General features: G+C 67.9%; 18 protein-coding genes. 6 read left to right on the top strand and 12 right to left on the bottom strand.

The features are described 5' to 3' along the window. Positions 1–10: 10 nt before the first annotated feature. Positions 11–613, top strand: a complete 603-nt coding sequence (locus EV645_RS40430; protein WP_130450426.1) for a DUF3000 domain-containing protein — start codon at positions 11–13, stop codon at positions 611–613. Further along, positions 610–1,872 (top strand): ribonuclease D, encoded by a 1,263-nt coding sequence (locus EV645_RS40435; RefSeq protein WP_130450428.1) that lies wholly within the window; start codon positions 610–612, stop codon positions 1,870–1,872. Before EV645_RS40430 ends, EV645_RS40435 begins: the two co-directional genes overlap by 4 nt. A gap of 81 nt (positions 1,873–1,953) precedes the next feature. Here the strand turns inward: EV645_RS40435 and EV645_RS40440 are convergent, their stop codons facing one another. From EV645_RS40440 to EV645_RS40460, 5 genes are all read right to left on the bottom strand, one after another. Next, the gene (locus tag EV645_RS40440) at positions 1,954–3,225 is read right to left on the bottom strand and encodes an MFS transporter (RefSeq protein WP_130450430.1); all 1,272 of its coding nucleotides are present in this window, start codon (positions 3,223–3,225) and stop codon (positions 1,954–1,956) included. Further along, positions 3,222–3,812, bottom strand: coding sequence for a winged helix-turn-helix domain-containing protein (locus EV645_RS40445; protein ID WP_130450432.1), 591 nt, complete (start codon positions 3,810–3,812; stop codon positions 3,222–3,224). Before EV645_RS40445 ends, EV645_RS40440 begins: the two co-directional genes overlap by 4 nt. A 92-nt stretch (positions 3,813–3,904) precedes the next feature. After that, a complete protein-coding gene (locus EV645_RS40450) occupies positions 3,905–4,393 on the bottom strand; it encodes a glutathione peroxidase (protein ID WP_130450434.1) in 489 nt (162 codons plus the stop codon). Between the two features lie 2 nt (positions 4,394–4,395). Further along, on the bottom strand, positions 4,396–5,058 hold the full coding sequence (locus tag EV645_RS40455) for a dienelactone hydrolase family protein (protein WP_130450436.1): 663 nt from the start codon (positions 5,056–5,058) through the stop codon (positions 4,396–4,398). After that, positions 5,055–5,723 (bottom strand): hypothetical protein, encoded by a 669-nt coding sequence (locus EV645_RS40460; protein WP_130450438.1) that lies wholly within the window; start codon positions 5,721–5,723, stop codon positions 5,055–5,057. Before EV645_RS40460 ends, EV645_RS40455 begins: the two co-directional genes overlap by 4 nt. A gap of 158 nt (positions 5,724–5,881) precedes the next feature. Here EV645_RS40460 and EV645_RS40465 point away from each other — a divergent pair, with 158 nt between their 5' ends. After that, a complete protein-coding gene (locus EV645_RS40465) occupies positions 5,882–7,084 on the top strand; it encodes a thiolase family protein (RefSeq protein ID WP_130450440.1) in 1,203 nt (400 codons plus the stop codon). Beyond that, the gene (locus EV645_RS40470) at positions 7,081–9,192 is read left to right on the top strand and encodes a 3-hydroxyacyl-CoA dehydrogenase NAD-binding domain-containing protein (protein ID WP_130450442.1); all 2,112 of its coding nucleotides are present in this window, start codon (positions 7,081–7,083) and stop codon (positions 9,190–9,192) included. The genes EV645_RS40465 and EV645_RS40470 overlap by 4 nt, the downstream gene beginning before the upstream one ends. Before the next feature lie 91 nt (positions 9,193–9,283). Here the strand turns inward: EV645_RS40470 and EV645_RS40475 are convergent, their stop codons facing one another. The 5 genes from EV645_RS40475 to dxs all read right to left on the bottom strand — a co-directional run bounded on the left by EV645_RS40475 (position 9,284) and on the right by dxs (position 16,891). After that, positions 9,284–10,588, bottom strand: a complete 1,305-nt coding sequence (locus EV645_RS40475) for a hypothetical protein (RefSeq protein ID WP_130450444.1) — start codon at positions 10,586–10,588, stop codon at positions 9,284–9,286. 54 nt (positions 10,589–10,642) lie between these two features. Beyond that, positions 10,643–12,121 carry an APC family permease gene (locus tag EV645_RS40480; protein WP_130450446.1) on the bottom strand — a complete coding sequence of 493 codons (1,479 nt, stop codon included), beginning with the start codon at positions 12,119–12,121 and terminating at the stop codon, positions 10,643–10,645. An 86-nt stretch (positions 12,122–12,207) separates the two neighbouring features. Then, complete coding sequence (locus tag EV645_RS40485; RefSeq protein WP_242000967.1) at positions 12,208–13,566, bottom strand: gluzincin family metallopeptidase; 1,359 nt, start codon at positions 13,564–13,566, stop codon at positions 12,208–12,210. Positions 13,567–13,633: 67 nt separating this feature from the next. Further along, positions 13,634–14,971: a hypothetical protein gene (locus tag EV645_RS40490; RefSeq protein ID WP_242000968.1), complete on the bottom strand. Its 1,338-nt coding sequence runs from the start codon at positions 14,969–14,971 to the stop codon at positions 13,634–13,636. Positions 14,972–14,998: 27 nt separating this feature from the next. Continuing rightward, entirely contained in the window at positions 14,999–16,891 is a 1,893-nt protein-coding gene (dxs, locus tag EV645_RS40495) for a 1-deoxy-D-xylulose-5-phosphate synthase (protein WP_130450448.1), read from the bottom strand. A gap of 178 nt (positions 16,892–17,069) precedes the next feature. Here dxs and EV645_RS40500 point away from each other — a divergent pair, with 178 nt between their 5' ends. Together EV645_RS40500 and EV645_RS40505 are read left to right on the top strand one after the other, a co-directional pair. Then, entirely contained in the window at positions 17,070–17,570 is a 501-nt protein-coding gene (locus tag EV645_RS40500; RefSeq protein ID WP_130450450.1) for a ribonuclease FAU-1 family protein, read from the top strand. Positions 17,571–17,751: 181 nt separating this feature from the next. Further along, positions 17,752–18,246, top strand: coding sequence for a DUF402 domain-containing protein (locus EV645_RS40505; RefSeq protein WP_130450452.1), 495 nt, complete (start codon positions 17,752–17,754; stop codon positions 18,244–18,246). On the opposite strand, the gene EV645_RS40510 is transcribed toward EV645_RS40505, so the two are convergent. Together EV645_RS40510 and EV645_RS40515 are read right to left on the bottom strand one after the other, a co-directional pair. Further along, on the bottom strand, positions 18,243–18,878 hold the full coding sequence (locus EV645_RS40510; RefSeq protein WP_130450454.1) for an alpha/beta hydrolase: 636 nt from the start codon (positions 18,876–18,878) through the stop codon (positions 18,243–18,245). The genes EV645_RS40505 and EV645_RS40510 overlap by 4 nt on opposite strands. A 4-nt stretch (positions 18,879–18,882) precedes the next feature. After that, on the bottom strand, positions 18,883–20,391 hold the full coding sequence (locus EV645_RS40515) for a CocE/NonD family hydrolase (protein ID WP_130450456.1): 1,509 nt from the start codon (positions 20,389–20,391) through the stop codon (positions 18,883–18,885). Between the last annotated feature and the right edge of the window lie 8 nt (positions 20,392–20,399).

Consider the following 20,399-nt stretch of genomic DNA (forward strand, 5'->3'; position numbering starts at 1 on the left):
GCTGCGAAGCATGGGTGCCCGCAAGCAGGTCGACGCGCCACCCGCGGAGTTCGCCGAGGCAGTCTCGCAGTTACGAGGTGCCCGGTTCCGGCCCGAGGTTTTCGTCGAGGAGATGCCCGCACCGCAGCGGATCGCACCGCACGCGGCCGCGGTCAGCGCCGACGTGACGGTTGACGGCGACGATGTCGCCACCGGCCGACTCGTCATCCTCTACGACCCGGACGGGAACGACGCCTGGCAGTCGACCTTCCGCTGTGTCGCGTACGTGCGTGCCGCCGTCGAACCGGAGATGGTGACCGACGCGCTGCTCGGCGGCGTGGGCTGGACCTGGCTGATGGAGGCGCTGGCCGACCGCGGCGCGGACTTCCTGGCCCCGAGCGGTACCGTGACCAGAGTGGTATCGGAGAGCTTCGGCGGCATGGCCGACGACGACGCGACGGCGGAGATCGAGATCCGCGCGTCCTGGAGCCCCGTGCCCGGACCCGGTGGAAATGTGGACGTGACCCGGCACGCCGAGGCGTGGGGCGAGGTTCTGTGTACGGCCGCCGGACTGCCGCCGGTTCCGCCGGGGGTGGTCGCGATGCCGACCCGGCGCGGACAGCGGGGCCGATGACCTCAGCCAACACTCCGCAGCCGTCCACCGCGGACGACCCGATCGCGAACCTGCCCCTGCTGGAGCTGCGGGACGGGCTGTCCGACGTGATCGACGTCGAGTCCGCGCTGACCGAAACGGTCGAGGCGTTCCGCGCCGGCACCGGCCCGGTGGCCGTCGACGCCGAGCGCGCCTCCGGCTACCGCTATTCGCACCGCGCGTATCTGGTCCAGCTGCGTCGTGAAGGATCCGGCTCCGCCCTCGTCGACCCGATCCCGTTCGGTGACCTGTCCGCGCTCGGTGACGCGATCGTCGATGCCGAGTGGATCATCCACGCCGCCAACCAGGACCTGGCCTGCCTGGCCGAGGTCGGGATGGTGCCGCGACAGGTGTTCGACACCGAGCTGGCCGGCCGTCTCCTCGGCTACCCGAAGGTCGGGCTCGCCTCGCTCGTGAGCGAAGTGCTCGGCTATCGGATGCGCAAGGAACACTCGGCCGCCGACTGGTCCACCCGTCCGCTCCCGTCCCCCTGGCTCGTGTACGCCGCTCTCGACGTCGAGATGCTGATCGAGCTGCGGAACGCGATCGAGCAGGAACTGCGCAGCGAGGGCAAGTGGGAGTGGGCGGAGCAGGAGTTCGCCGCGATTCTCGACGCTCCCCCGCGCGAGCCGAAGCCGGACCCGTGGCGTCGTACGTCGGGTATGCACCGGGTCCGTAACCGTCGCAGCCTGGCCGTCGTCCGCTCCCTGTGGGAGGCGCGGGACCAGATCGCCGAGTCCGCGGACATCTCCCCCGGCCGGATCCTGCCGGACGCCGCGATCGTCGAGGCCGCGTCGGCGATGCCGGCCGACCGGGACACGCTGCAGAAGCTCACGGCCTTCAAGGGCCGCGGCGCGCATCGGCACATGCGGACGTGGTGGGAAGCGGTCGACCACGCCCGCAAACTCCCCGACTCCGAGCTCCCCAAGCAAGGACCGCGGTACGACGGCCCGCCACCGGCCCGCGCCTGGGCCGACCGCGACCCTGATGCCGCCGCACGCCTCTCGGCCGCCCGCACCGCGGTCGCCGAGATCGCCGAGGCGCACCGCCTTCCGACGGAGAACCTGCTGGCCCCGGACACGATCCGCCGCCTCGCCTGGTCCCCGCCGAGCAATGTGAACCTCGAGGTCGTCACGACGTTCCTCCGCGACCATCACGCGCGCCCGTGGCAGATCGGCCTCACCGCCGACGTACTCACCGACGCCATGACCTCAGAGGCCCCGGCCAAACCGCTCGACTAGCGCTTCGCCCGGCGCGTTTGGGGGGTTGACCCCTGAGCTTGTCGGATGCCCCCTCAGATTCTCTGGGGCCAACCGACCGTTTCAGGGGTCAACCCCCGAGACGGTGCGCGGGGGCGGGCCGGCGGCGTCCGGCTGGGGTTCTGTTGGCGGCTCGCTGTCTCCGTAGGTCAGGTCGGGGTGGAGACGGTCGCGGAGGGTGACCACGATCTGCAGTGCGCCGAGAAGGATGACCGTGGCGATGATCGCGAAGATCTGGCGGTAGCTCAGCAGGCTGACGAGCAGGCTCCCGAGCGCGAGCGAGATCGCCTGCGGGGTGGACAGCAACACCTCGACCGCGGTCGACACCCGGCCGATCAAATGACCCGGCGACCGCCGCTGCATCAGCGTGGTGAACGAAACGAAGGTCCACGGCAGGCCAAGGCCACAGATGCCCGCGCCGATCAGCACCACGGCAATGGTGGGCGCGACGATGCAGACGATGGTGGCGACCGCGAGGGCGACCAGGCCGACCGCGCAGGTCGTGACCTCACCCAGCCGGCGCACGGCGCGGGCGGCGGTGAGTCCGCCGATGATCGCGCCGACGCCCTGGGCCGTCACGAAGGCGCCGGCGAACGTCGCCTGCTTGCCGAAGGCATCGAGCAGGGCGTAGATCGACGATTCGAAGAAACCGATGACGAGGATCGAGATCCCGAGCCCGGCCAGGACGTGGCGGAGTACGCGGTCACCGATCAGGAAGCGGATCCCGCCCATCACCTCCTCGCGGAAGGCGTGCTGGGTCGGGGCGGGTGTCTCGGTGACCTTGAGCGTCGCGATCAGGAGACCTGCGACCACGAAGGTAGCCGCGTCGACGACCGCGACCAGCCAGCCGCCGACCGTCGCGAAGATCGCCGCCCCGACCAGCGGGCCGAAGAGCCGGAAGCCTTCCTTGATCGTCGCCAGGCTGGAGTTCGCGTCGACGAGCAGCTCGTCCGGCAGCAGCTCTTTGAGCAGGCCGTTGAGCGCGGCCGGCAGGACGACGAACGAGACGCCGTACAGGAAGGCGACGACCCAGATCAGCCAGACATCGTCGGCGTTCCGCACGAGGACCAGCGGGAGTACGGCGGCCGCGCTGGCGAAGTTGCCCCAGACGAGGATCGCCTTGCGGGGCAGGCGATCCACCCACACGCCGAGCAGCGGGGCGCCGAGCGCCGGCAGCACCATGAAGAAGAACGTCAGGCCGGCCATCGCGTTGGAGCCGGTGAGCGTCTTCACCCACATGCTCAGCACCAGCAACATCACCGAGTCGCCGAGCATCGACGTACTCAGACCGCCGAACAGACGCGGGAACCCGGGCTGCGCAAACAGCTTCCTCATGCCGGCTCAACTCCCGGGAAGTACACCGGGACACCCCAGGCCACGAACTCGCAGAGTCGCGAACCCGCCGGCCGCTGGGTGGGATCGGTCAGCCGCTCGACATGGCGATCGAGGACGGCGTTGATCGCCTCGTTCATCTCCTTGAGCTCGTCGGCCGTCAACCAAGCGACCATCTCGGTGTTGCTGTTCGCCGCACGCCACTCCTCCGGCGCCTCCGGCGCGCGTTGCTGCGCCTCCCGCAACCGGTCGATCGCGCGGCCCATCACCACCTCGGACAACGCCTGGGCGGCCCGCCGCTCGTCGAGCGACCCCGACGCGTGCTCCTCGTCCCAGCGGAACCCGAGCCCCGGCACCTGCCACGGGCGCTGGCGGCCCTTCCCGCCTGCGGCCTCCTCGACGAACCCGTGCTGGGCCAGCTTGCGCAGATGCCAGGAGCAGTTGGCCGGCGTCTCGTCGAGCCGGTCGGCCAACTCGGTCGCGGTCAGCGGACCGCTGACCGACAGCAGTTCGATGATCGCCATCCGGACCGGATGGGCGAGCGCATTCAGCTCGCGGGGGTCGCTCAGGCGACGATGCGGGTCGGGCATGCGTCGAAAGTACTCTTTCGAAAGAGTTGTTGCAATCCTTCGCAAAGGAATCGCCCGCCGCGGTTTGCGACGGGCGATCCGATCGACAGGTGTTACTTCGGGAGCTGGGTTTCGATCGCGGCGACGACCTCGGCCGACTCCGGCTCGGTGCGGGGGCGGAAGCGGGCGGCGACGGTGCCCTCGGGGCTGACCAGGAACTTCTCGAAGTTCCACTGGATGTCACCGGCCTCGCCCTCGGCGTCCGGGGTCAGGGTCAACTCGGCGTACAGCGGGTGCCGGCCGTCGCCGTTCACCTCGAGCTTGTCGAGCATCGGGAACGTGACGCCGTACGTCGTCGAGCAGAAGGTGTCGATCTCCTCGGCCGACCCCGGCTCCTGGCCGCCGAACTGGTTGCAGGGCGCGCCGAGCACCGTGAACCCACGGGACTCGTACTTCTTCTGCAGGTTCTCGAGGCCTTCGTACTGCGGCGTCAGACCGCACTTCGACGCCACGTTGACGACCAGGACGGCCTTGCCCTTGTAGTCACCGAGCGACGTCGAGGCGCCGGACAGAGTGGTCAGCGGAATGTCGTACAGGCTCATGCTCATCCTTGGGAGGTTGGGAGGTGACGGGCAAGAAAGTCTTCGGTACGGCGCCACGCGAGCGCGGACGCGTCGGCGTTGTGGAACATCGGCAGCGGGTTGTCGAACGCGTGCCCGGCGCCGTCGTACCGGTGGATCTCGGCATCGCCGAGCGCGGGGACGATCGTGTCGACGTCCAGGTAGGCATCGGTGTTGCCGAAGTGGTGCAGGCTCGGCGCGGTGACCTGCGGGGTCAGCTCCAGAAGGTTCTTGAGGGCGGAGCCGTAGTAACTCACGAGCACATCCGGGCGCGAACGCGCTGCGACGTTGAAAGCGAGTCCGCCGCCGAAGCAGAAGCCGACCACGCCGGCGCCCTTGCCGCGTGCCTGCAGGTACTGCAGCGCTAGAAGGGCGTCGTTGACCGCGAGATCCCAGTCCAGGCGCCCGACGATGCCCATCGCACGCGGCAGCAGCTCGGGCGACGACTCATCCAGCTCGGTGTCGTCAAGGCGCCAGTAGATCTCTGGCGCGATGACGTAGTACCCCAGGGCGTGCAGATCCGCCGCACGCTGCTTGATGTAGCCGGAGACCCCGAAGATCTCCTGGAGGAGCAGGATTCCCGGCGCGTCGGCGTCGGCCGATCCCCACTCGTGGACTGGTAATCCGTCGTCGAGCTCCAAGGTCACACAGTGAAGCGTACGACCTCAGTGGGTATCGGCCTCGGCGCAGGTGCGGGCATCCACGACTTCGTCTCGGCGACCGCGTCGACGAGCAGCCGGTACAGCCTGTCGTCCGGGTCCGGCACGCACGCCTGCGAGATGCCTTCGACCGCGCAGGACACCGCGCGTGGCGCTGTCCGGCGAGCGAAGTCCGGCGCACCGCGGCGGGAGCGTGCGGTGAACGCCCGCGCCCACTTGGTCGCCGACGGGACCGCCTGCAGTACGGCGAGCGAGTCCGGCTCGATGTGGTCGAGCGGCCGCCCGTCGAGCTCGGCCAGCTGCTTCTCCCCCACCAGCAACGCGACGGCCAGGATGTACTGCCGCTCCTGCGAGACGACCGGCAGCGCGTGCTGGATGCAGCGCGCCGTGACCCGCGGTACGACATGCGGGTCGTCCGGGGTCATCCCGATCACCGAAGGGATCATCGGCGCCAGGCGGGACCGCCCGGAGTCCGTCGTACAGTCGTTGACGTCCCGCGCGACCCCGGCCAGCAGCGGATGCGTGCAGGCGGGATGGTCGGACCACGGTTCGCCGGCCAAGTAGGAGGCGAACTCCATGAAGCAGGCGCCCTTGCGTGGATTGCGGTGCTTGCCGCGGCTCAGGACCGGTACAGCGAGATCAAGGTTGTTCATTGAACGGCTCCCCATCGCTACTGCCACCAGCATGCGCCGAATCCAGGCGGTTGGCCACGGGTTGCTGTGAGCAGCTCCACAGGCACAGGGTGTTTGGCAGTTCTGTTACTCACGGGTAGCATCGAGGTAGCTTTCCCGACCCCCAGAGGAGGGCCCTCGTGCCCCGTGAGATCCGCGATGTCGTGTTCGTCGACGGCGTTCGCACCCCGTTCGGCAAGGCCAAGGGCCAGTACGCCGAAACCCGCGCCGACGACCTGGTGATCAAGTGCATCCGGGAGCTGCTGCGGCGGAACCCGGGTCTCCCCCCGGAACGCGTGGACGAGGTCGCGATCGCGGCCACCACCCAGATCGGCGACCAGGGCCTGACCATCGGCCGGACCGCGGCTCTGCTGGCCGGTCTGCCGAACACCACGCCCGGCTACGCGATCGACCGGATGTGCGCGGGCGCGATGACCGCCGTCACCACCACCGCGGCCGGTGTCGCCTTCGGTGCGTACGACGTGGTGATCGCGGGCGGGGTCGAGCACATGGGCCGGCACCCGATGGGCGAGGGCGTCGACCCGAACCCGCGGATCATCTCCGAGAAGCTCGTCGACACCTCTGCCCTGGTGATGGGGTCGACCGCGGAGAACCTGCACGACCGCTTCCCAGGGATCACCAAAGAGCGCACCGACGCGTACGCCGCGGCGTCCCAGGAGAAGGCCGCGAAGGCCTACGCCAACGACCTGATCCAGCCGGACCTGGTGCCGATCGCGACTCGCTCGGCCTCGGATGGCTGGGGTTACGCCGCCACCGACGAGCCGATGCGGCCGGGCACCACGGTCGAGGACCTCGCTGCTTTGAAGACGCCCTTCCGTCCGCACGGCCGGGTCACCGCGGGCAACTCGGCCGGTATCAACGACGGCGCGACCGCTTGTGTGCTGACGTCTGCTTCAGCGGCGGAGGAGCTGGGTCTGAAGCCGAAGATGAAGCTGGTCTCGTACGCCTTCGCCGGTGTCGAGCCCGAGGTGATGGGTGTCGGGCCGATCCCGGCGACCGAGAAGGCGTTGAGGCTGGCCGGGCTGACGATCGACGACATCGAGGCGTTCGAGGTGAACGAGGCGTTCGCCGTTCAGGTGATCGCGTTCCTGGAGCACTACGGCATCGCGGACGACGATCCGCGGGTCAACCCGTACGGCGGTGCGATCGCCTACGGCCACCCGCTCGCGTCGTCCGGCGTCCGGCTGATGAACCAGCTGGCCACGCAGTTCGAGCAGCGCCCCGAGGTCCGCTACGGCCTCACCACCATGTGCGTCGGCCTCGGCATGGGCGGAACCGTCATCTGGGAGAACCCCAACTGGGAAGGGAACGCGGCCGCATGAGCCTGCAGGAACTGATTGACTCGGCGTCTGCTTTGTCCACCGACGAAGTCGTCACGCTCGCGCACTCCCGAGACGTCGTACTGCCGGGCAAGGCCGGCACGATGGCGCTGATCACGCTGGACAACGGGCACGACCACACCAAGCCGAACACCTTCGGGCCGAAGGGTCTGGGGTCGCTGAACGCCGCTCTGGATGCCGCGCTGGCTCGCGACGAGATCGTCGCGATCGGCGTCACCGGGAAGCCGTTCATCCTGGCCGCGGGCGCCGACCTGAGCGGCGTACCGAAGCTGGCCGATCGGGAGCAGGCACTGGCGCTCGGCAAGATCGGGCACGGCGTGATGCGGAAGCTGGTCGACGGCGGCAAGCCTTCGTTCGCGTTCGTGAACGGGGTTGCGCTCGGCGGCGGGCTCGAGGTCGCGCTGCACGCGACCTACCGGACTATTTCGGTTGCCGCGGGCATGCTGTCGACGCCGGAGGTCTTCCTCGGGCTGATCCCGGGCTGGGGCGGCAACTTCCTGCTGCCGAACCTGATCGGCGCGGACAAGGCGGTCAAGGTCGTCGTCGAGAACGCCCTCAACCAGAACAAGATGCTCAGCGGACCGGAGGCGGTGAAGCTCGGCATCGGCGACGTACTGCTGGAGTCGGCAGACTTCCTCGAGCAGTCGCTGCTGTGGGCTTCGAAGGTGCTCACGGGCGCCGTCGTTGTCGAGCGGCCTTCGGTTGACCGGGGCGAGGCATGGGATGCAGCTGTTGCCCGGGGCAAGGCTTTTGCCGACCTGAAGGTCAGCGGAGCGGCGCCGGCGCCGTACCGGGCGCTGGAGCTGATCGCGGCGGCTCGCGACAACGACCGGGACCGTGGGTTCGCCGCGGAAGACGAGGCACTCGCGGATCTGATCATGAGCGAGGAGCTGCGGAGCGGGCTCTACGCGTTCGATCTCGTGAACAAGCGGGCCAAGCGGCCGGCCGGTGCGCCGGACAAGTCGCTGGCGCGGCCGGTGACCAAGGTCGGGGTTGTCGGCGCGGGGCTGATGGCCGGCCAGCTGGCGCTGCTGTTCGCGCGGCGGCTCGAGGTTCCCGTCGTACTCACCGATCTCGATCAGGAGCGCGTGGATCGCGGCGTCGGGTATGTGCACGGTGAGATCGACAAGCTGCTCGCGAAGGGGCGGGTGCGCTCCGACAAGGCGAACCAGCTGAAGGCACTCGTCACCGGGTCGGTCGACAAGGGCGCGTTCGCGGACGCGGACTTCGTGATCGAGGCCGTGTTCGAAGAGCTGCAGCTGAAGAAGACGATCTTCGCCGACCTGGAGAAGATCATCCGGCCGGACGCGATCCTCGCGACGAACACCTCGTCGTTGTCGGTGACCGAGATGGCCGCGGACCTCGAGCACCCGGAGCGGGTCGTCGGGTTCCACTTCTTCAACCCGGTCGCGGTGCTGCCGCTGCTGGAGATCATCAGGGCTGACCGGACCGACGACGCTTCACTGGCTACTGCGTTTGCGGTTGGCAAGACGCTGAAGAAGTCGTGTGTGCTGGTGAAGGACGCGCCGGCGTTCGTGGTGAACCGGCTGCTGACGCGGTTCCTGGGCGAGGTCAGCGCGGCGGTGGACGAGGGTACGCCGATCCCCGAGGCCGATCGCGCTCTGTCCGCGCTGGGCCTGCCGATGCCGCCGTTCGTGCTGCTGCAGCTGGTCGGGCTGCCGGTGGCGCTGCATGTCGCGGAGACGATGAACCGCGCGTATCCGGATCGGTTCGCGGTGTCGGAGAACCTGGCGAAGGTTGTTGCTGCAGGCAAGAGTTCGTTCTATCTGTGGCCGGAGGGCAAGCCGGTCGTGGATCCGGAGGTCGAGGCGCTGGTAACGGTCGGCGACAAGCCCTCCACCCCCGACGAACTCCGCAACCGCGTGCTGACCGCCCTGGCCGAAGAAATCAAGATCATGCTCGACGAGGGCGTGGTCGCCGAAGCCCAGGACATCGACCTCTGCCTCCTCCTCGGCGCCGGCTGGCCCTTCCACCTAGGCGGAATCACTCCGTACCTCGACCGAACCGGCATCTCCGAAAAGGTCAACGAATCCCGCTTCCTCCCGCGCGGCGTAGCCGGCCTCGCCTAATACCCCCGGCGCAGGACAGTGCTGTTGGGCGTTTGAGGGGTTAACCCCTCAAACGCCCGGCGGTCCCGAGATACAGCGGGCCGTGCAGGGTTCACCCCTTGAACTTCTTGGCGCCGGCTACTACCTGGGCGGGCGTCAGGCCGGTGTCTTTCTTCAGGACCGAGGGGCCGTGTTGGGACATGTCGGTGTAGAGGGCGGCCAGCTTTTTCTCGCCTAGTTTGTTGGCCAGGTATTCGACTATCCACCAACTGGTGCCGTAAGCGCGGTCTGCGTCGGCATCGAAGACGGTGGTGTCGGGGAGCGCGGTGAGCTTCGGAAGGTACGCCGACTTCACGCGCTTGCGGTACGGGTCGACCGACCAATGCGGATCGTCCTCGATCGAGCGGCAGCGGACGTACTCCGCCATACCCTCGACCATCCAGATCGGCGTATAGATGCCGAGCGTCGACGTCGCGACGTGCGTCATCTCATGCACGAGCAGATCCTTGTCGAGGCGCTTGCGGAGTGCAGGATTGACCACGATGCGACTGCCGATGGGCGCGCCGATCGGCTTCCCCAACTGCTCGCCTTCGAAGAGCGTCACCGCCTTTGCCGCGATCGTCCAGCCGTCCCCGGTCCCCGCGGTCCAGATCGTCGACATGACCCGGTCCTGCGGCATCGCCACCACCAGTACGGCGCCGTTCCACGGTCGGGCCCAGTGCTTGCGGACCGACTTCACCGCCTTCTCGGCGACCTGCGCGACCTTCGTACCGAGGCTCGCTTCCCGCTTGTCCACGACAACGACGACCGTGCCACGCCGTACCACCTGGACCTCGTCGAAGTCCCACGGCTGCCGATGACCGTCGCGGCTGAGGTTCTCGTCCGTGCCGATGTCGTCGACGAGCACCCACGCCGAACCCCGCTGGACGAACGTGTACCCGAGGTCGGTCTGCACCGGCCGCGGATCCAGCCGCACCAACTGGTACCGCATCATCACGCGCGTCGAGAACGTCGTCGGCCCGAACTTCGCGACCAGCCCCGGCACCGGCCGGAACGCATCGGCGGTGAAGTACTTGAGCGAACTGAACCCGAACTTCCGCAGGTTCACGAACAGCAGCCGCTCACGCGCGACCAACTCGGCCTGCTTCGGGTCGACCGAGGCCAGGAAGCCCTTCAGGTCGCCCTTGAGTACGGCGGCCGACCGCCGGGCCAGCACCGCATCGATCGCCTGCTTGCGGGCCAGCTCCTCAGCCGGAGAGAGCTCCCCCGGCGCCGGCGAAGTCGCCCGCGTCGCGACAGCGGCGACCGCGCTGCCACCAGGTTCCTCGCCGTTCCGGGCCCGTACGACAACAACCGCGCCGGACGCAGCGAGCGCCAGCGCGGCAACGCCTGCGAACAGGCGTTTCGGGTGATTCATTGGTGATCCCCTCGGATGGTCGGCTGATCCTAGCCGACCATCCGAGGGCGACGATCACGCCTTCTGTGCCTCGCCGGTGCGCTCCTCCACGCCGACCCGGCTGCGCCGGTAGCCGTACAGGGCGTAGATGGCGAAGCCGATCACCATCCAGATCAGGAACCGGATCCAGGTCTCCAGCGACAGGTTCAGCATCAGGTAGATGCAGATGAGTGCTGCCAGGATCGGGATCACCGGATTCCACGGCACGCGGAACGACCGCTCGATGTCCGGCCGGCTCTTACGCAGCAGCGGAACGGCGATCGACACCAGCGTGAACGCGGCCAGCGTGCCGATGTTCACCATCTCTTCCAGCTTGCCGATCGGGGTGACCCCGGCGATGATCGCGACGACGATGCCGATCCCGATCGTCAGGCGGTACGGCGTACCCCACTTCGGGTGCGTCTTGCCGAGCTGACGCGGCATCAGGTGGTCGCGGCTCATCGCGAACACGACGCGCGCCGCACCGATCATCAGCGTCAGTACGACGGTGGTCAGACCGGCGACCGCACCCGCGGAGATCAGCGTCGCGAAGCCGCCCCGGCCGACCGACCGGAACGCCTCGGCCAGCGCCGCTTCACCGTTGATGTCGGTGTACTTCACCATGCCGGTGATGACGATGCAGACCAGCACGTAGAGAACCGTGCAGATGGCCAGCGAGCCGATGATGCCACGCGGCAGGTCGCGTTGCGGGTTCTTCGCCTCTTCGGCCGTGGTCGCGACCACGTCGAACCCGATGAACGCGAAGAACACCAGCGAGGCGCCGGACACCAGGCCCATCACGCCGAACGCCGACGGGGCGCCGAAGACGGCCTGGATCAGCGGGGTGGTGAGATCGACGTGCGCGTTCGGCGACGGGACGCTCGGCGGGATGAACGGCGACAGGTTCGAGCCCTTGATGTAGAACAGGCCGGCGATGATCACGAACAGCACCACGAACAGCTTGATACCGACCAGCACCAGGTTGACCCGCAGCGACTCCTTGATGCCGATCGTCGCCAGTGTCGTCAGCACCAGGACCAGGATCATCGCGAGCACGTTCACATGACTGTCCGGCCCGATCGACGACGGCCAGCCCAACCCGATCTGATCGAGGAACAATGCCGCGTACGTCGACCACCCCTGCGACACGACGCTTGCCCCGAGCATCAGCTCGAGCAGCAGGTCCCAGCCGATGATCCAGGCAAAGATCTCACCGAGCGAGAAGTACGAGAACGTGTACGCCGAACCCGACACCGGCACGGTGGACGAGAACTCGGCGTAGCACAACGCGGCCAGCGCACAGCAGAACGCGGCCAGCACGAAGGACAGTGCGATGCCCGGCCCGGCGTACAGCTTGGCGGCACGCCCGGTCAGGGTGAAGATGCCGGCACCGATGATGACACCGATGCCGAAGACGGTCAGGTCTATCGCGGTGAGGCGTTTCTTGAGCTGGTACTCCGGCTCGTCCGTGTCGGCTATCGACTGCTCGATCGTCTTCTTCCGCACAAGACTCATCTGCGCCTCCTCGACTGCGTCTTCTCAAAGACAGGGACGGAACCCTTCGAGGTTGCCCCTCTGACAGCGCGAGGTCAAACCGCCACTCAGCGTTGCGGCGTGTATGTTGCCAGCGACGTCCACAGAGTCGCTTCGGTGAGGCCGGTCCGTTCCATCAGGATCCGGTCCCGCGCGGCCTGGTCGGTACCGTTCGTCGCCATGTCCTCGTACAGGTCCTCGACCTTGTCGAGCCCGATCCGCTGGACGAGGTACCGGACGGCGAGCCAGCTCACGCCGTACACGTCGGCGGAGTTCTGGTAGAAGCCGGCGTCGCTCGGCAGCGAAGACAGTTGCGGCAAGGCCTCGTCGATGACCTCCTGCTCCCACTTGCCGACCTGGCCGGGTCCGCTGATCGCCTCGATCCCCTTCCAGGACACGTACTCCGCGGCGCCTTCGGCCAGCCAGAGCGGCTCGTACCCGCCCAGGTCCGCGGTGTCGACGTGGGTGATCTCGTGCGACAACAGGATCTCGTCGACGCGGTCGCGCTCGTTCGGGTTGATCACGATGTAGCCGCCGGCGACCGTACCGTCGGCGGTGTCCTGACCGGGCAGCGAGGAGAACGTCGAGCCGGTGCTGGCCGCGGACTCGATGTCCTCATCGGCGAACCGCGCGTCGCGTACGTCGGTCTCGTCGAGCGCGATCACGAACACCGAGCCGTCCCACTTCCGCGGCCAGTACGCCGTCACCTCGTTCAGGCCCTCGGTCGCGGCGGCCACGATCGCCCGCCCGCGTTTCGTGTCGCCCTTCTCGACCACTACGAGTACGCGCGGCCCGCGCTGCACCTCGATCCGGCCCAGGTCCCAGGCCTCGCGATGCGCGCCCGGGCCGAGGTCGGTGTCCAGGTCGTTGTCGTCGGTGAGCAGCCAACGGCCGGCCTTGGAGATGAACGTGTAGCCGAGCTCGGTCGTCACCGGCGTGAAGTCGACCTTCGGGATCTGGTACCGCATCAGCACCCGCACGAGGTACGTCGTACCGCCGTGGGCTCGTACCACGGCCGGGTTGAAGCGCTCCTCGGCCTGGCTGTACCCGACCTCGCTGAAACCGATCTCGACCAGGTTCGCGAACAGGATCCGCTGCTCGGCGCGCAGCTTCTTGTCGGCCGGATCGACATCGGCCAGGAACTCCGCCTCGTTGCCGGTCTGCACGGCCTGCGCGCGGCGGAGCAGGATCGAGTCGACGGCGAGCCTGCGCGCGGCGATCTGGGCGGCGACCCGCGACGGCTTGGTCGCCTTCGGCGTGGTCGGGGTGGCGGTCCGAACGGCCGTCGGGCGGTTGCGGGCGTCCTGCTCACGCTGTTCAACGGTGTAAACGACGCCGCCCGACACCAGGACCACGGCCAGCACCAACCCCAGCCAGCGGCGGGGGCCGGTGGGCGGCGGCCCTGTTTCAGGCGTCGTTGCACTCACTTCGGGTTGGTTCCCCTCCGAGTACCCGATGGTCGCAGACGGGTTACCCTAACCGACCTTCCCCGCTTTAGGCTGCCGCAGCAGCCTTCAACGCGGTGAAAAGTCCCGTCTCGGTCATCCCGATGTGCTCGAGCATGATCCGGTCGCGTTCCTTCTGGGTCGAGCCCATCGCGGCGAGTTCGCGGTACAGCGTGCCGACCTCGGTCCCGCCGAACCGCGTGAACAGGTAGTCGAGCGCGAGCCAGGACAGCGGATACGAACTGTCGGCCTGGTCGAAGAAGGTCGCGTCCGCGGGCAGGCTCTTCGCCTTCGCGAGGTACTTCGTCCGGACGTCCTGCCGGTACTGCGGGATCGCGAGGTTGGTCTGCCCGGCCATCGGGAGGAACTCGACGTACGTCGCGGCGCCCTCCACCATCCAACGTGGCGCATACGGACCGTACGGCGCCGTCGCGACGTGGGTGAACTCGTGGGCGAGCGTGCGCGCGTCGACCTTGTTGCGGTTGTACGGGTTGATGACGACGTACGAGTCGGCCCGCTCGCCCGCGCCGGTGACCTCGCCGGGCAGCGTGCGGTACACAAACGTCGCCATCGCGATCGCGTCCTCGGCGTTCATCGGCTGGGTGTAGTCCGCGCCGCGAACGACCTTGTCGTCCAGCGCGATCACGACACCGGAGCCCTTCCAGCCGCCGGGCCAGCTCTTGGTGACCGCTTGTACCGCGCTGGTCGACATCGTCACCAGCTTGTTCGCGAGCGCGTCCTGGCCCTTCTCGACGACGACCAGCACGCGCGGAGCCCGCTTGACCAGGACCGGACCGGTGTCCCACGCCTCCTGGTGCGAGCCGCGCGGGAGGCGCTTGTCGATGTCGGTGTCCGAGACCAGCATCCAGGACCCGTTCGCACGCTGGGTGAACGTGTAACCGAGCATCGCGCGGACCGGGACCAGGTCGATGCCGCGGATCTGGTAGGTCATCGCGACGGCGACCAGGTACGTCGTCGGGCCGTCCTTCTGGACGATGCTGTCGTCGTACTGCTGGGCCAGCTGCTGGTACGTCAGCTTGGCGAAACCGAACTGGCGCAGGTTCGTGAACAGGGTCCGCTGGCTCGCGACGAGACGTGTGTTGGCGGGGTCGACGTCGGCGAGAAACGCGGTCTCGTTGCCGGCCAGCACGGCCTTCGCGCGTCGCTGCAGTACGACATTGACCGCGGCGGTGCGAGCAGCGAGGTCGACGCTCGCCGTACTGGCGGCGTTGTCCACCGAGCCGTCGGCCCGCTGGCTCGAGCGATGCAGGGCCAGACCGCCCACGACTGCGGCGCCGACCAGGACCAGCGACAGCAGGATCGGCCACACGCGGCCGGACCGCCGTCGGGCGGCACCGTGACGGCTGTGCCGCCCTGCCTCAGCCATGGTCCTGGGTCCTGGCCGGTGAAGTGCCTAGGCGTTGCCCGGACGGTCGCCCGCCGGGTCGGGCGCGTTGAGGGCATCGCCGTCGTGCTCCGACAGCAGCTCGGTGATCTCGCGGGCCAGCTCCTGCCCGGTCAGGCCGATCTCCTGCAGTACGGCGGGACGCTTGGCGTGCCGGAGGAACTCCTGCGGGATGCCGAAGTCGCGCACCGGCGTCTCGATGCCGGCGTCGCGGACCGCCTGCGCGATCATCGAGCCGCAACCGCCGGCCCGGCCGTTGTCCTCGATCGTGGCGACCAGCTTGAAGTCCTCCGCCAGCTCGACCAGCTCGGGAGCCACCGGCTTCACCCAGCGCGGGTCGACCACTGTGACACCGAAGCCGTGCGCCTCGAGACGATCCGCCACGTCCATCGCGGTCGCCGCCATCGCGCCGATGCCGACGAGCAGTACGTCGTTGCCGGTCCGCTTGAGCACGTCGAGCTGACCGATGCGCTCGATGGCCTCGATGTCCGGGCACACCTCGCCCTTGGAGTAGCGCAGTACGGTCGGGGCGTCGTCCACCTCGACTGCCTCGTTGAGGAGCTCCTGGACCCGCTTGCCGTCGCGCGGCGCGGCCATGCGAAGGCCGGGGACGACCTGGAGGATCGACATGTCCCACATGCCGTTGTGGCTCGGGCCGTCGTCACCTGTGACGCCGGCGCGGTCGAGTGCGAACGTGACGCCGCACTTGTGCAGCGCGACGTCCATCAGGACCTGGTCGAAGGCGCGGTTGAGGAACGTGGCGTAGATCGCGACGACCGGGTGCAGACCGCCCATCGCGAGACCGGCCGCGCTCGTGACCGCGTGCTGCTCCGCGATGCCGACGTCGAACGTCCGGTCCGGGAACTCGTCGGCGAACCGGGCCAGACCGGTCGGATGCAGCATCGCCGCCGTCACCGCGACCACGTCCGGGCGGCGATGGCCGATCTTGATCAGCTCGTCGGAGAACACGTCCGTCCAGCCGCGCGGCTTGTTGGCCGGGCGGATCTGGTGGAAGTTGTCCTCCTCGTCCTGCTCGGCGGCCGCGTAGCCGAAACCCTTCTTGGTCACCGCGTGCACGATCACCGGTCCGCCGAACGCCTTCGCGCTGCGGAGGGCGTCCTCCATCGCCTCACGGTCGTGGCCCGCCACGGGTCCGACGTACTTGAGGCCGAGGTCCTCGAACATGCCCTGCGGGGCGAGCATGTCCTTCAGGCCCTTCTTGATCCCGTGCAGCACCTCGTACATCGGCGGGCCCACGTACGGCGTACGGCCGAGGTTCTTCTTGATCAGGTCGAGGACCTTCTCGTACCGCGGGTTGGTGCGGAGCGTGGTCAGGTGCGTCGCGAGGCCGCCGACGGTGTCGCTGTACGAGCGGCCGTTGTCGTTGACGATGATGACCAGCTTGAGGTCCTTGCCGGCGGCGATGTTGTTCAGCGCCTCCCAGGCCATACCGCCGGTCAGACCGCCGTCGCCGATCAGTGCGACGACGTGGCGGTCCTCCTTCGTGAGCCGGTACGCCTTGGCCAGGCCGTCGGCGTACGAGAGAGCGGTGGAGGCGTGGCTGTTCTCGATGACGTCGTGCTCGGACTCGGCGTGGCTGGGGTAGCCGGACAGACCGTCCTGCTGACGGAGAGTGTCGAAACGCGGGGCGCGGCCGGTGACCAGCTTGTGCACGTAGGCCTGGTGGCCGACGTCGAAGAGGAGGCGGTCGCGGGGCGAGTCGAAGACGCGGTGCATCGCCAGGGTGATCTCGACCATCCCCAGGTTCGGGCCGAGGTGACCCCCGGTCCGGGACACGGTCTCGACCAGCACGTCCCGGATCTCCGCCGCGAGATCGGTGAGCTGCTGATCAGTCAGCTTCTTGAGGTCCGCCGGACCTCCTACCGTCTCCAGCACGCGCATCGAGCTCCTCCCGCAGGTCTTCCTCGAATGCTTGAGTCTATGCTCGCGTCGCCCGGAATCCGAACTCGGCAAGGCCCGCTGAGCCTGGCTCGAGCAGATGTTGGGCAATCTCACACTCCAAGACGCTTCCCGGGAGTCGCTGGTTCGACGTGGTGTGCGTCTCACTTAGAGTCATCGTATGGACCTGGTGAGGACCCTGTTCCGGAAGTACGACGGGCAGCCGCATCGACTCGTCGAGGCGATCCGCCTCGGCGAGGACGAACACGGCCTGTGGGTCGGCTCCGTCCCCGGCACCCAGGGCCAACGCGCCGACGGCAGCTGGAAAACCATCGACCACCACCGCGTTCGGCTCTTCCCCCGCGGCCAATGGTGGAGCGCCCTCTTCAACGACGAGCCCCACCAGACGGCGATCTACTGCGACATCACCATGCCGGCCGAATTCGGCGTCGACTCGGTGACCCTGGTCGACCTGGACCTCGACATCCGGCTGTTGCGAGACGGCACCGTCCACGTCATGGACGAAGACGAGTTCCACGCCCACCAGGTCCGCTACAACTACCCGCCCCAGGTAGTAGCCACCGCCCAAGCCACCTGCGACCACCTGGCCGCCACCATCACCACCACAGAACCCTTCACCACGGCTTACAAGCCGTACCTGGAACTCATCCGCAGCATGTAAAGGCAGTGTGGAGACAGCAACCGGCCCCCGTCGGCTAGGAGCCCCCCTGAGCCGACAAGGGCCGATCACGCGTGTCGGTTAGTCCGGCACCACAACATCCTCGGTCGCATAACGCGAGCAGTCCACTCCCCACAGCAAAGTTGCATGAACCTGCAGACCCTTGGGCCGATAGGTTGGGGGTATGCGTGATGTTCGGGTGGTGTATCGGAAGTTTGATGAGAAGTTGCACTGGCATCAGTGGATGCGGTTTCTCGGGGAGGACGAGTACGGGGTGTGGTTGGGGGCGGCGGCGGGGTCCGTGTCTCAGCGGGGTGATGAGCCGGTGGTGACGCAGGAGCAGGCTCATGTGCAGTTGTTTCCGCGGGGTAAGTGGTTCACGGCGCTGTTCAACGACGAGCCGCGGTACACGGAGATCTATGCCGATATCACCACCCCGGTGGAGTTCTCAGACGATGTGGTGACGATGATCGATCTCGATCTGGATGTGATCAAGCGCCGGGACGGGAACGTGTTCATCGACGATGAGGACGAGTTCGCCGAGCATCAGGTGCAGTACGGGTATCCGGCCGACGTGATCGCGACCGCGCGCGAGACCTGTGACTGGCTGGTGGAAGCGGTGTCGACCGACGAGCCGTTCCTGACCGTCTACAAGACGTACCTCGACAAGGTTCGTTAGGCGAAGGCCCAGGCTGCCATCAGCGGGAGTTCCTGGCGCCAGAAGTCGTCGCCGTGGTCGCCGCGTCGCTCCGTGAGGACGACGTCGGCGCCGGCGTCACGGAGAGCGTCGGCCCAGCGGGTCGCATTCTCCAGGAACCACGGCTCCTCGGTGCCGCCGACGAAGTACCCGCGGGGCAGCGAGCTGCCCATGTCGCCGGGTGGCTGGTAGCCGCCGCCGGGTGACGCGCAGAAGATCGCACCGTAGACGTCGGGATGCCGGAGCCCGATCGCGAGTGCCAGTTCGCCGCTCGCCGACACCCCGAAGACCGCCGTACGCTCGGCCGGCAGCGCGATGCGAAAGCGCGTCCGCACCCACTCCCGCACATCCTCGACGAAGAACTTCTCGTGCGCCGCGAACCGCTCGGGCTCGAACCCGGGCGAGTACTCGTGGATCCGCTCCATCTCGTCGTCCAGCCGATGCGTCGCGACGAGCAGCGTCGGCGGTACGTCGTCCGCCGCGTTGAGGAACTCGCCCCACCGCGAGATCAGCTGACCGTCGCCCGCGAACACGACCGCTTCAGGTGTCTCCGCGGGGACGTACGCCGTGACGTCGCGACCGCCGCCGTACTCGAACGTTTCCGTGACCAGCATCGTCCTACCTCACCGCGTGGATGCTCAGCGTGCCGTTCTTCAGCATCATCACACCCGGGAGGGGTCCACGCTGGCCGGCGTACATGTCGGCGACCGGCGCGACGGTGAGGTAGAGGTTCTGGCCGGCTGGTACGTCGACCGCGATCGCCGGCAGTTCGATCGTGCGCGAGACTCCCCGCGCCGGATGCTTCTCGCGCAGCGGCATCGTGTTGTTCTGCACGATCTTCGCGGTCAACGGGCTCGTGCCGACACTCAGCGCGAAGTACGCCGCGGATTGCGGGACCACCGTATAGACGCGGGCGCTCAAGGTCGGCGTACCGGCGATCGTCAGCGGGCCCTTGGCGATCGGCAGGTTGACGGGCAGACCGACACCGGTCGGCGTGACGATCTTGCCGAGCCGGAAACTCTTGTTCGGCGTCAGGTTCTGTTGCGTGAGGCAACGACCGTCGGCGGTCGACAGATGGTAGGTGCCGAAGCCGGTCAGGCCGGTCGACTTGTGGAGCAGCTGCAGCTGCATGAAGCGGATCGAGAGACTCGCGTAGTTCGGTGATCCGAGAGCTATCGAGCACGGGTCGCCAGCGATCGCATAGCCAGGCGGTACGACGCTCGGCAGCGTATGACCGCCGTTGTACCCGACGAAGATCGACCGCGCGCGTGCTCGTGACGTCAACGCGTGATCGAAGTTCGCGAGACCCTGATTGAGATTGAAGAGGTTGTCCGAGATCCCCTGACCGAACAACACCGGCAGATCCAGCTTCCGGCCCTGCGCGACGTGCCAGGCCGGGCCGTTGTGTGCGAAGAACGCGTCGAGATCGCGACCGGCCTTCCCCGCCGGCCACGCGCCGGTCGCAATCAACGCGACGAATGCGGCCGACACCGCAGGCGGAAGATGCGTGCCACCACCCGCGAACAGGATCGACAGCCACATGGTCCGCGCGGCCTCCTGCGGCGCGAGGCTCTGCTTGAGGTCCCACCAGGTGACCTCCGGCGCGAGCGCGTCGAACCGGGTTCGCCCACTGTCGCGCAGTTCGGTGAACGCGCCGGCGAACTGGTACCCGCCGCCGTACGACCCGCCAATCGCGCCGATCAACGGATCGCCCGGCCGCTGCTTCGTCACCCAGTCCAGGCCCGCGACCAGATCGACCAGCTTCACGACATCGCGTCCCTCGAAGTCCGGGTTCATCACATGCGCGACGCCCGTACTCTCGCCGAAGCTCCGCTGATCGAAGCTCAGTACGCCGAAGCCCGCGTCGAGCCAGTCCTTGAACGCTGCGGGATCCTTCGTGCGGCTCCCGCCCCACCCATGGCTGTGGAAGATCAACGGCACGGTGTGCTGCGCCGAGGCCGTCGCCGGTTTGAAGAGCGAATAGCAGATCCGCACCGGCGTCGTCGTACCAGGCTCTGGTACCGATGCGACACATCCGTTGACTACCGTGCCGTCGGCGGCCGCTGGGACCACCGGCGACAACAGCAGGGCGACCACACCTGCCAGAGCAAGCACACGACGACGCATCAGTGACT

Origin of the sequence: Kribbella rubisoli, from assembly GCF_004217145.1 — a bacterium.
Taxonomy (GTDB): Bacteria; Actinomycetota; Actinomycetes; order Propionibacteriales; family Kribbellaceae; genus Kribbella; species Kribbella rubisoli.

Bases quoted from the DNA above. Each gene is read 5' to 3' on its own strand.
- EV645_RS40430 (WP_130450426.1), top strand. From the start codon at position 11: ATGGGTGCCCGCAAGCAGGTCGACGCGCCACCCGCGGAGTTCGCCGAG.
- EV645_RS40435 (WP_130450428.1), top strand. From the start codon at position 610: ATGACCTCAGCCAACACTCCGCAGCCGTCCACCGCGGACGACCCGATC.
- EV645_RS40440 (WP_130450430.1), bottom strand. From the start codon at position 3,225: ATGAGGAAGCTGTTTGCGCAGCCCGGGTTCCCGCGTCTGTTCGGCGGT.
- EV645_RS40445 (WP_130450432.1), bottom strand. From the start codon at position 3,812: ATGCCCGACCCGCATCGTCGCCTGAGCGACCCCCGCGAGCTGAATGCG.
- EV645_RS40450 (WP_130450434.1), bottom strand. From the start codon at position 4,393: ATGAGCCTGTACGACATTCCGCTGACCACTCTGTCCGGCGCCTCGACG.
- EV645_RS40460 (WP_130450438.1), bottom strand. From the start codon at position 5,723: ATGAACAACCTTGATCTCGCTGTACCGGTCCTGAGCCGCGGCAAGCAC.
- EV645_RS40470 (WP_130450442.1), top strand. From the start codon at position 7,081: ATGAGCCTGCAGGAACTGATTGACTCGGCGTCTGCTTTGTCCACCGAC.
- EV645_RS40475 (WP_130450444.1), bottom strand. From the start codon at position 10,588: ATGAATCACCCGAAACGCCTGTTCGCAGGCGTTGCCGCGCTGGCGCTC.
- EV645_RS40480 (WP_130450446.1), bottom strand. From the start codon at position 12,121: ATGAGTCTTGTGCGGAAGAAGACGATCGAGCAGTCGATAGCCGACACG.
- EV645_RS40490 (WP_242000968.1), bottom strand. From the start codon at position 14,971: ATGGCTGAGGCAGGGCGGCACAGCCGTCACGGTGCCGCCCGACGGCGG.
- dxs (WP_130450448.1), bottom strand. From the start codon at position 16,891: ATGCGCGTGCTGGAGACGGTAGGAGGTCCGGCGGACCTCAAGAAGCTG.
- EV645_RS40500 (WP_130450450.1), top strand. From the start codon at position 17,070: ATGGACCTGGTGAGGACCCTGTTCCGGAAGTACGACGGGCAGCCGCAT.
- EV645_RS40505 (WP_130450452.1), top strand. From the start codon at position 17,752: ATGCGTGATGTTCGGGTGGTGTATCGGAAGTTTGATGAGAAGTTGCAC.
- EV645_RS40510 (WP_130450454.1), bottom strand. From the start codon at position 18,878: ATGCTGGTCACGGAAACGTTCGAGTACGGCGGCGGTCGCGACGTCACG.
- EV645_RS40515 (WP_130450456.1), bottom strand. From the start codon at position 20,391: ATGCGTCGTCGTGTGCTTGCTCTGGCAGGTGTGGTCGCCCTGCTGTTG.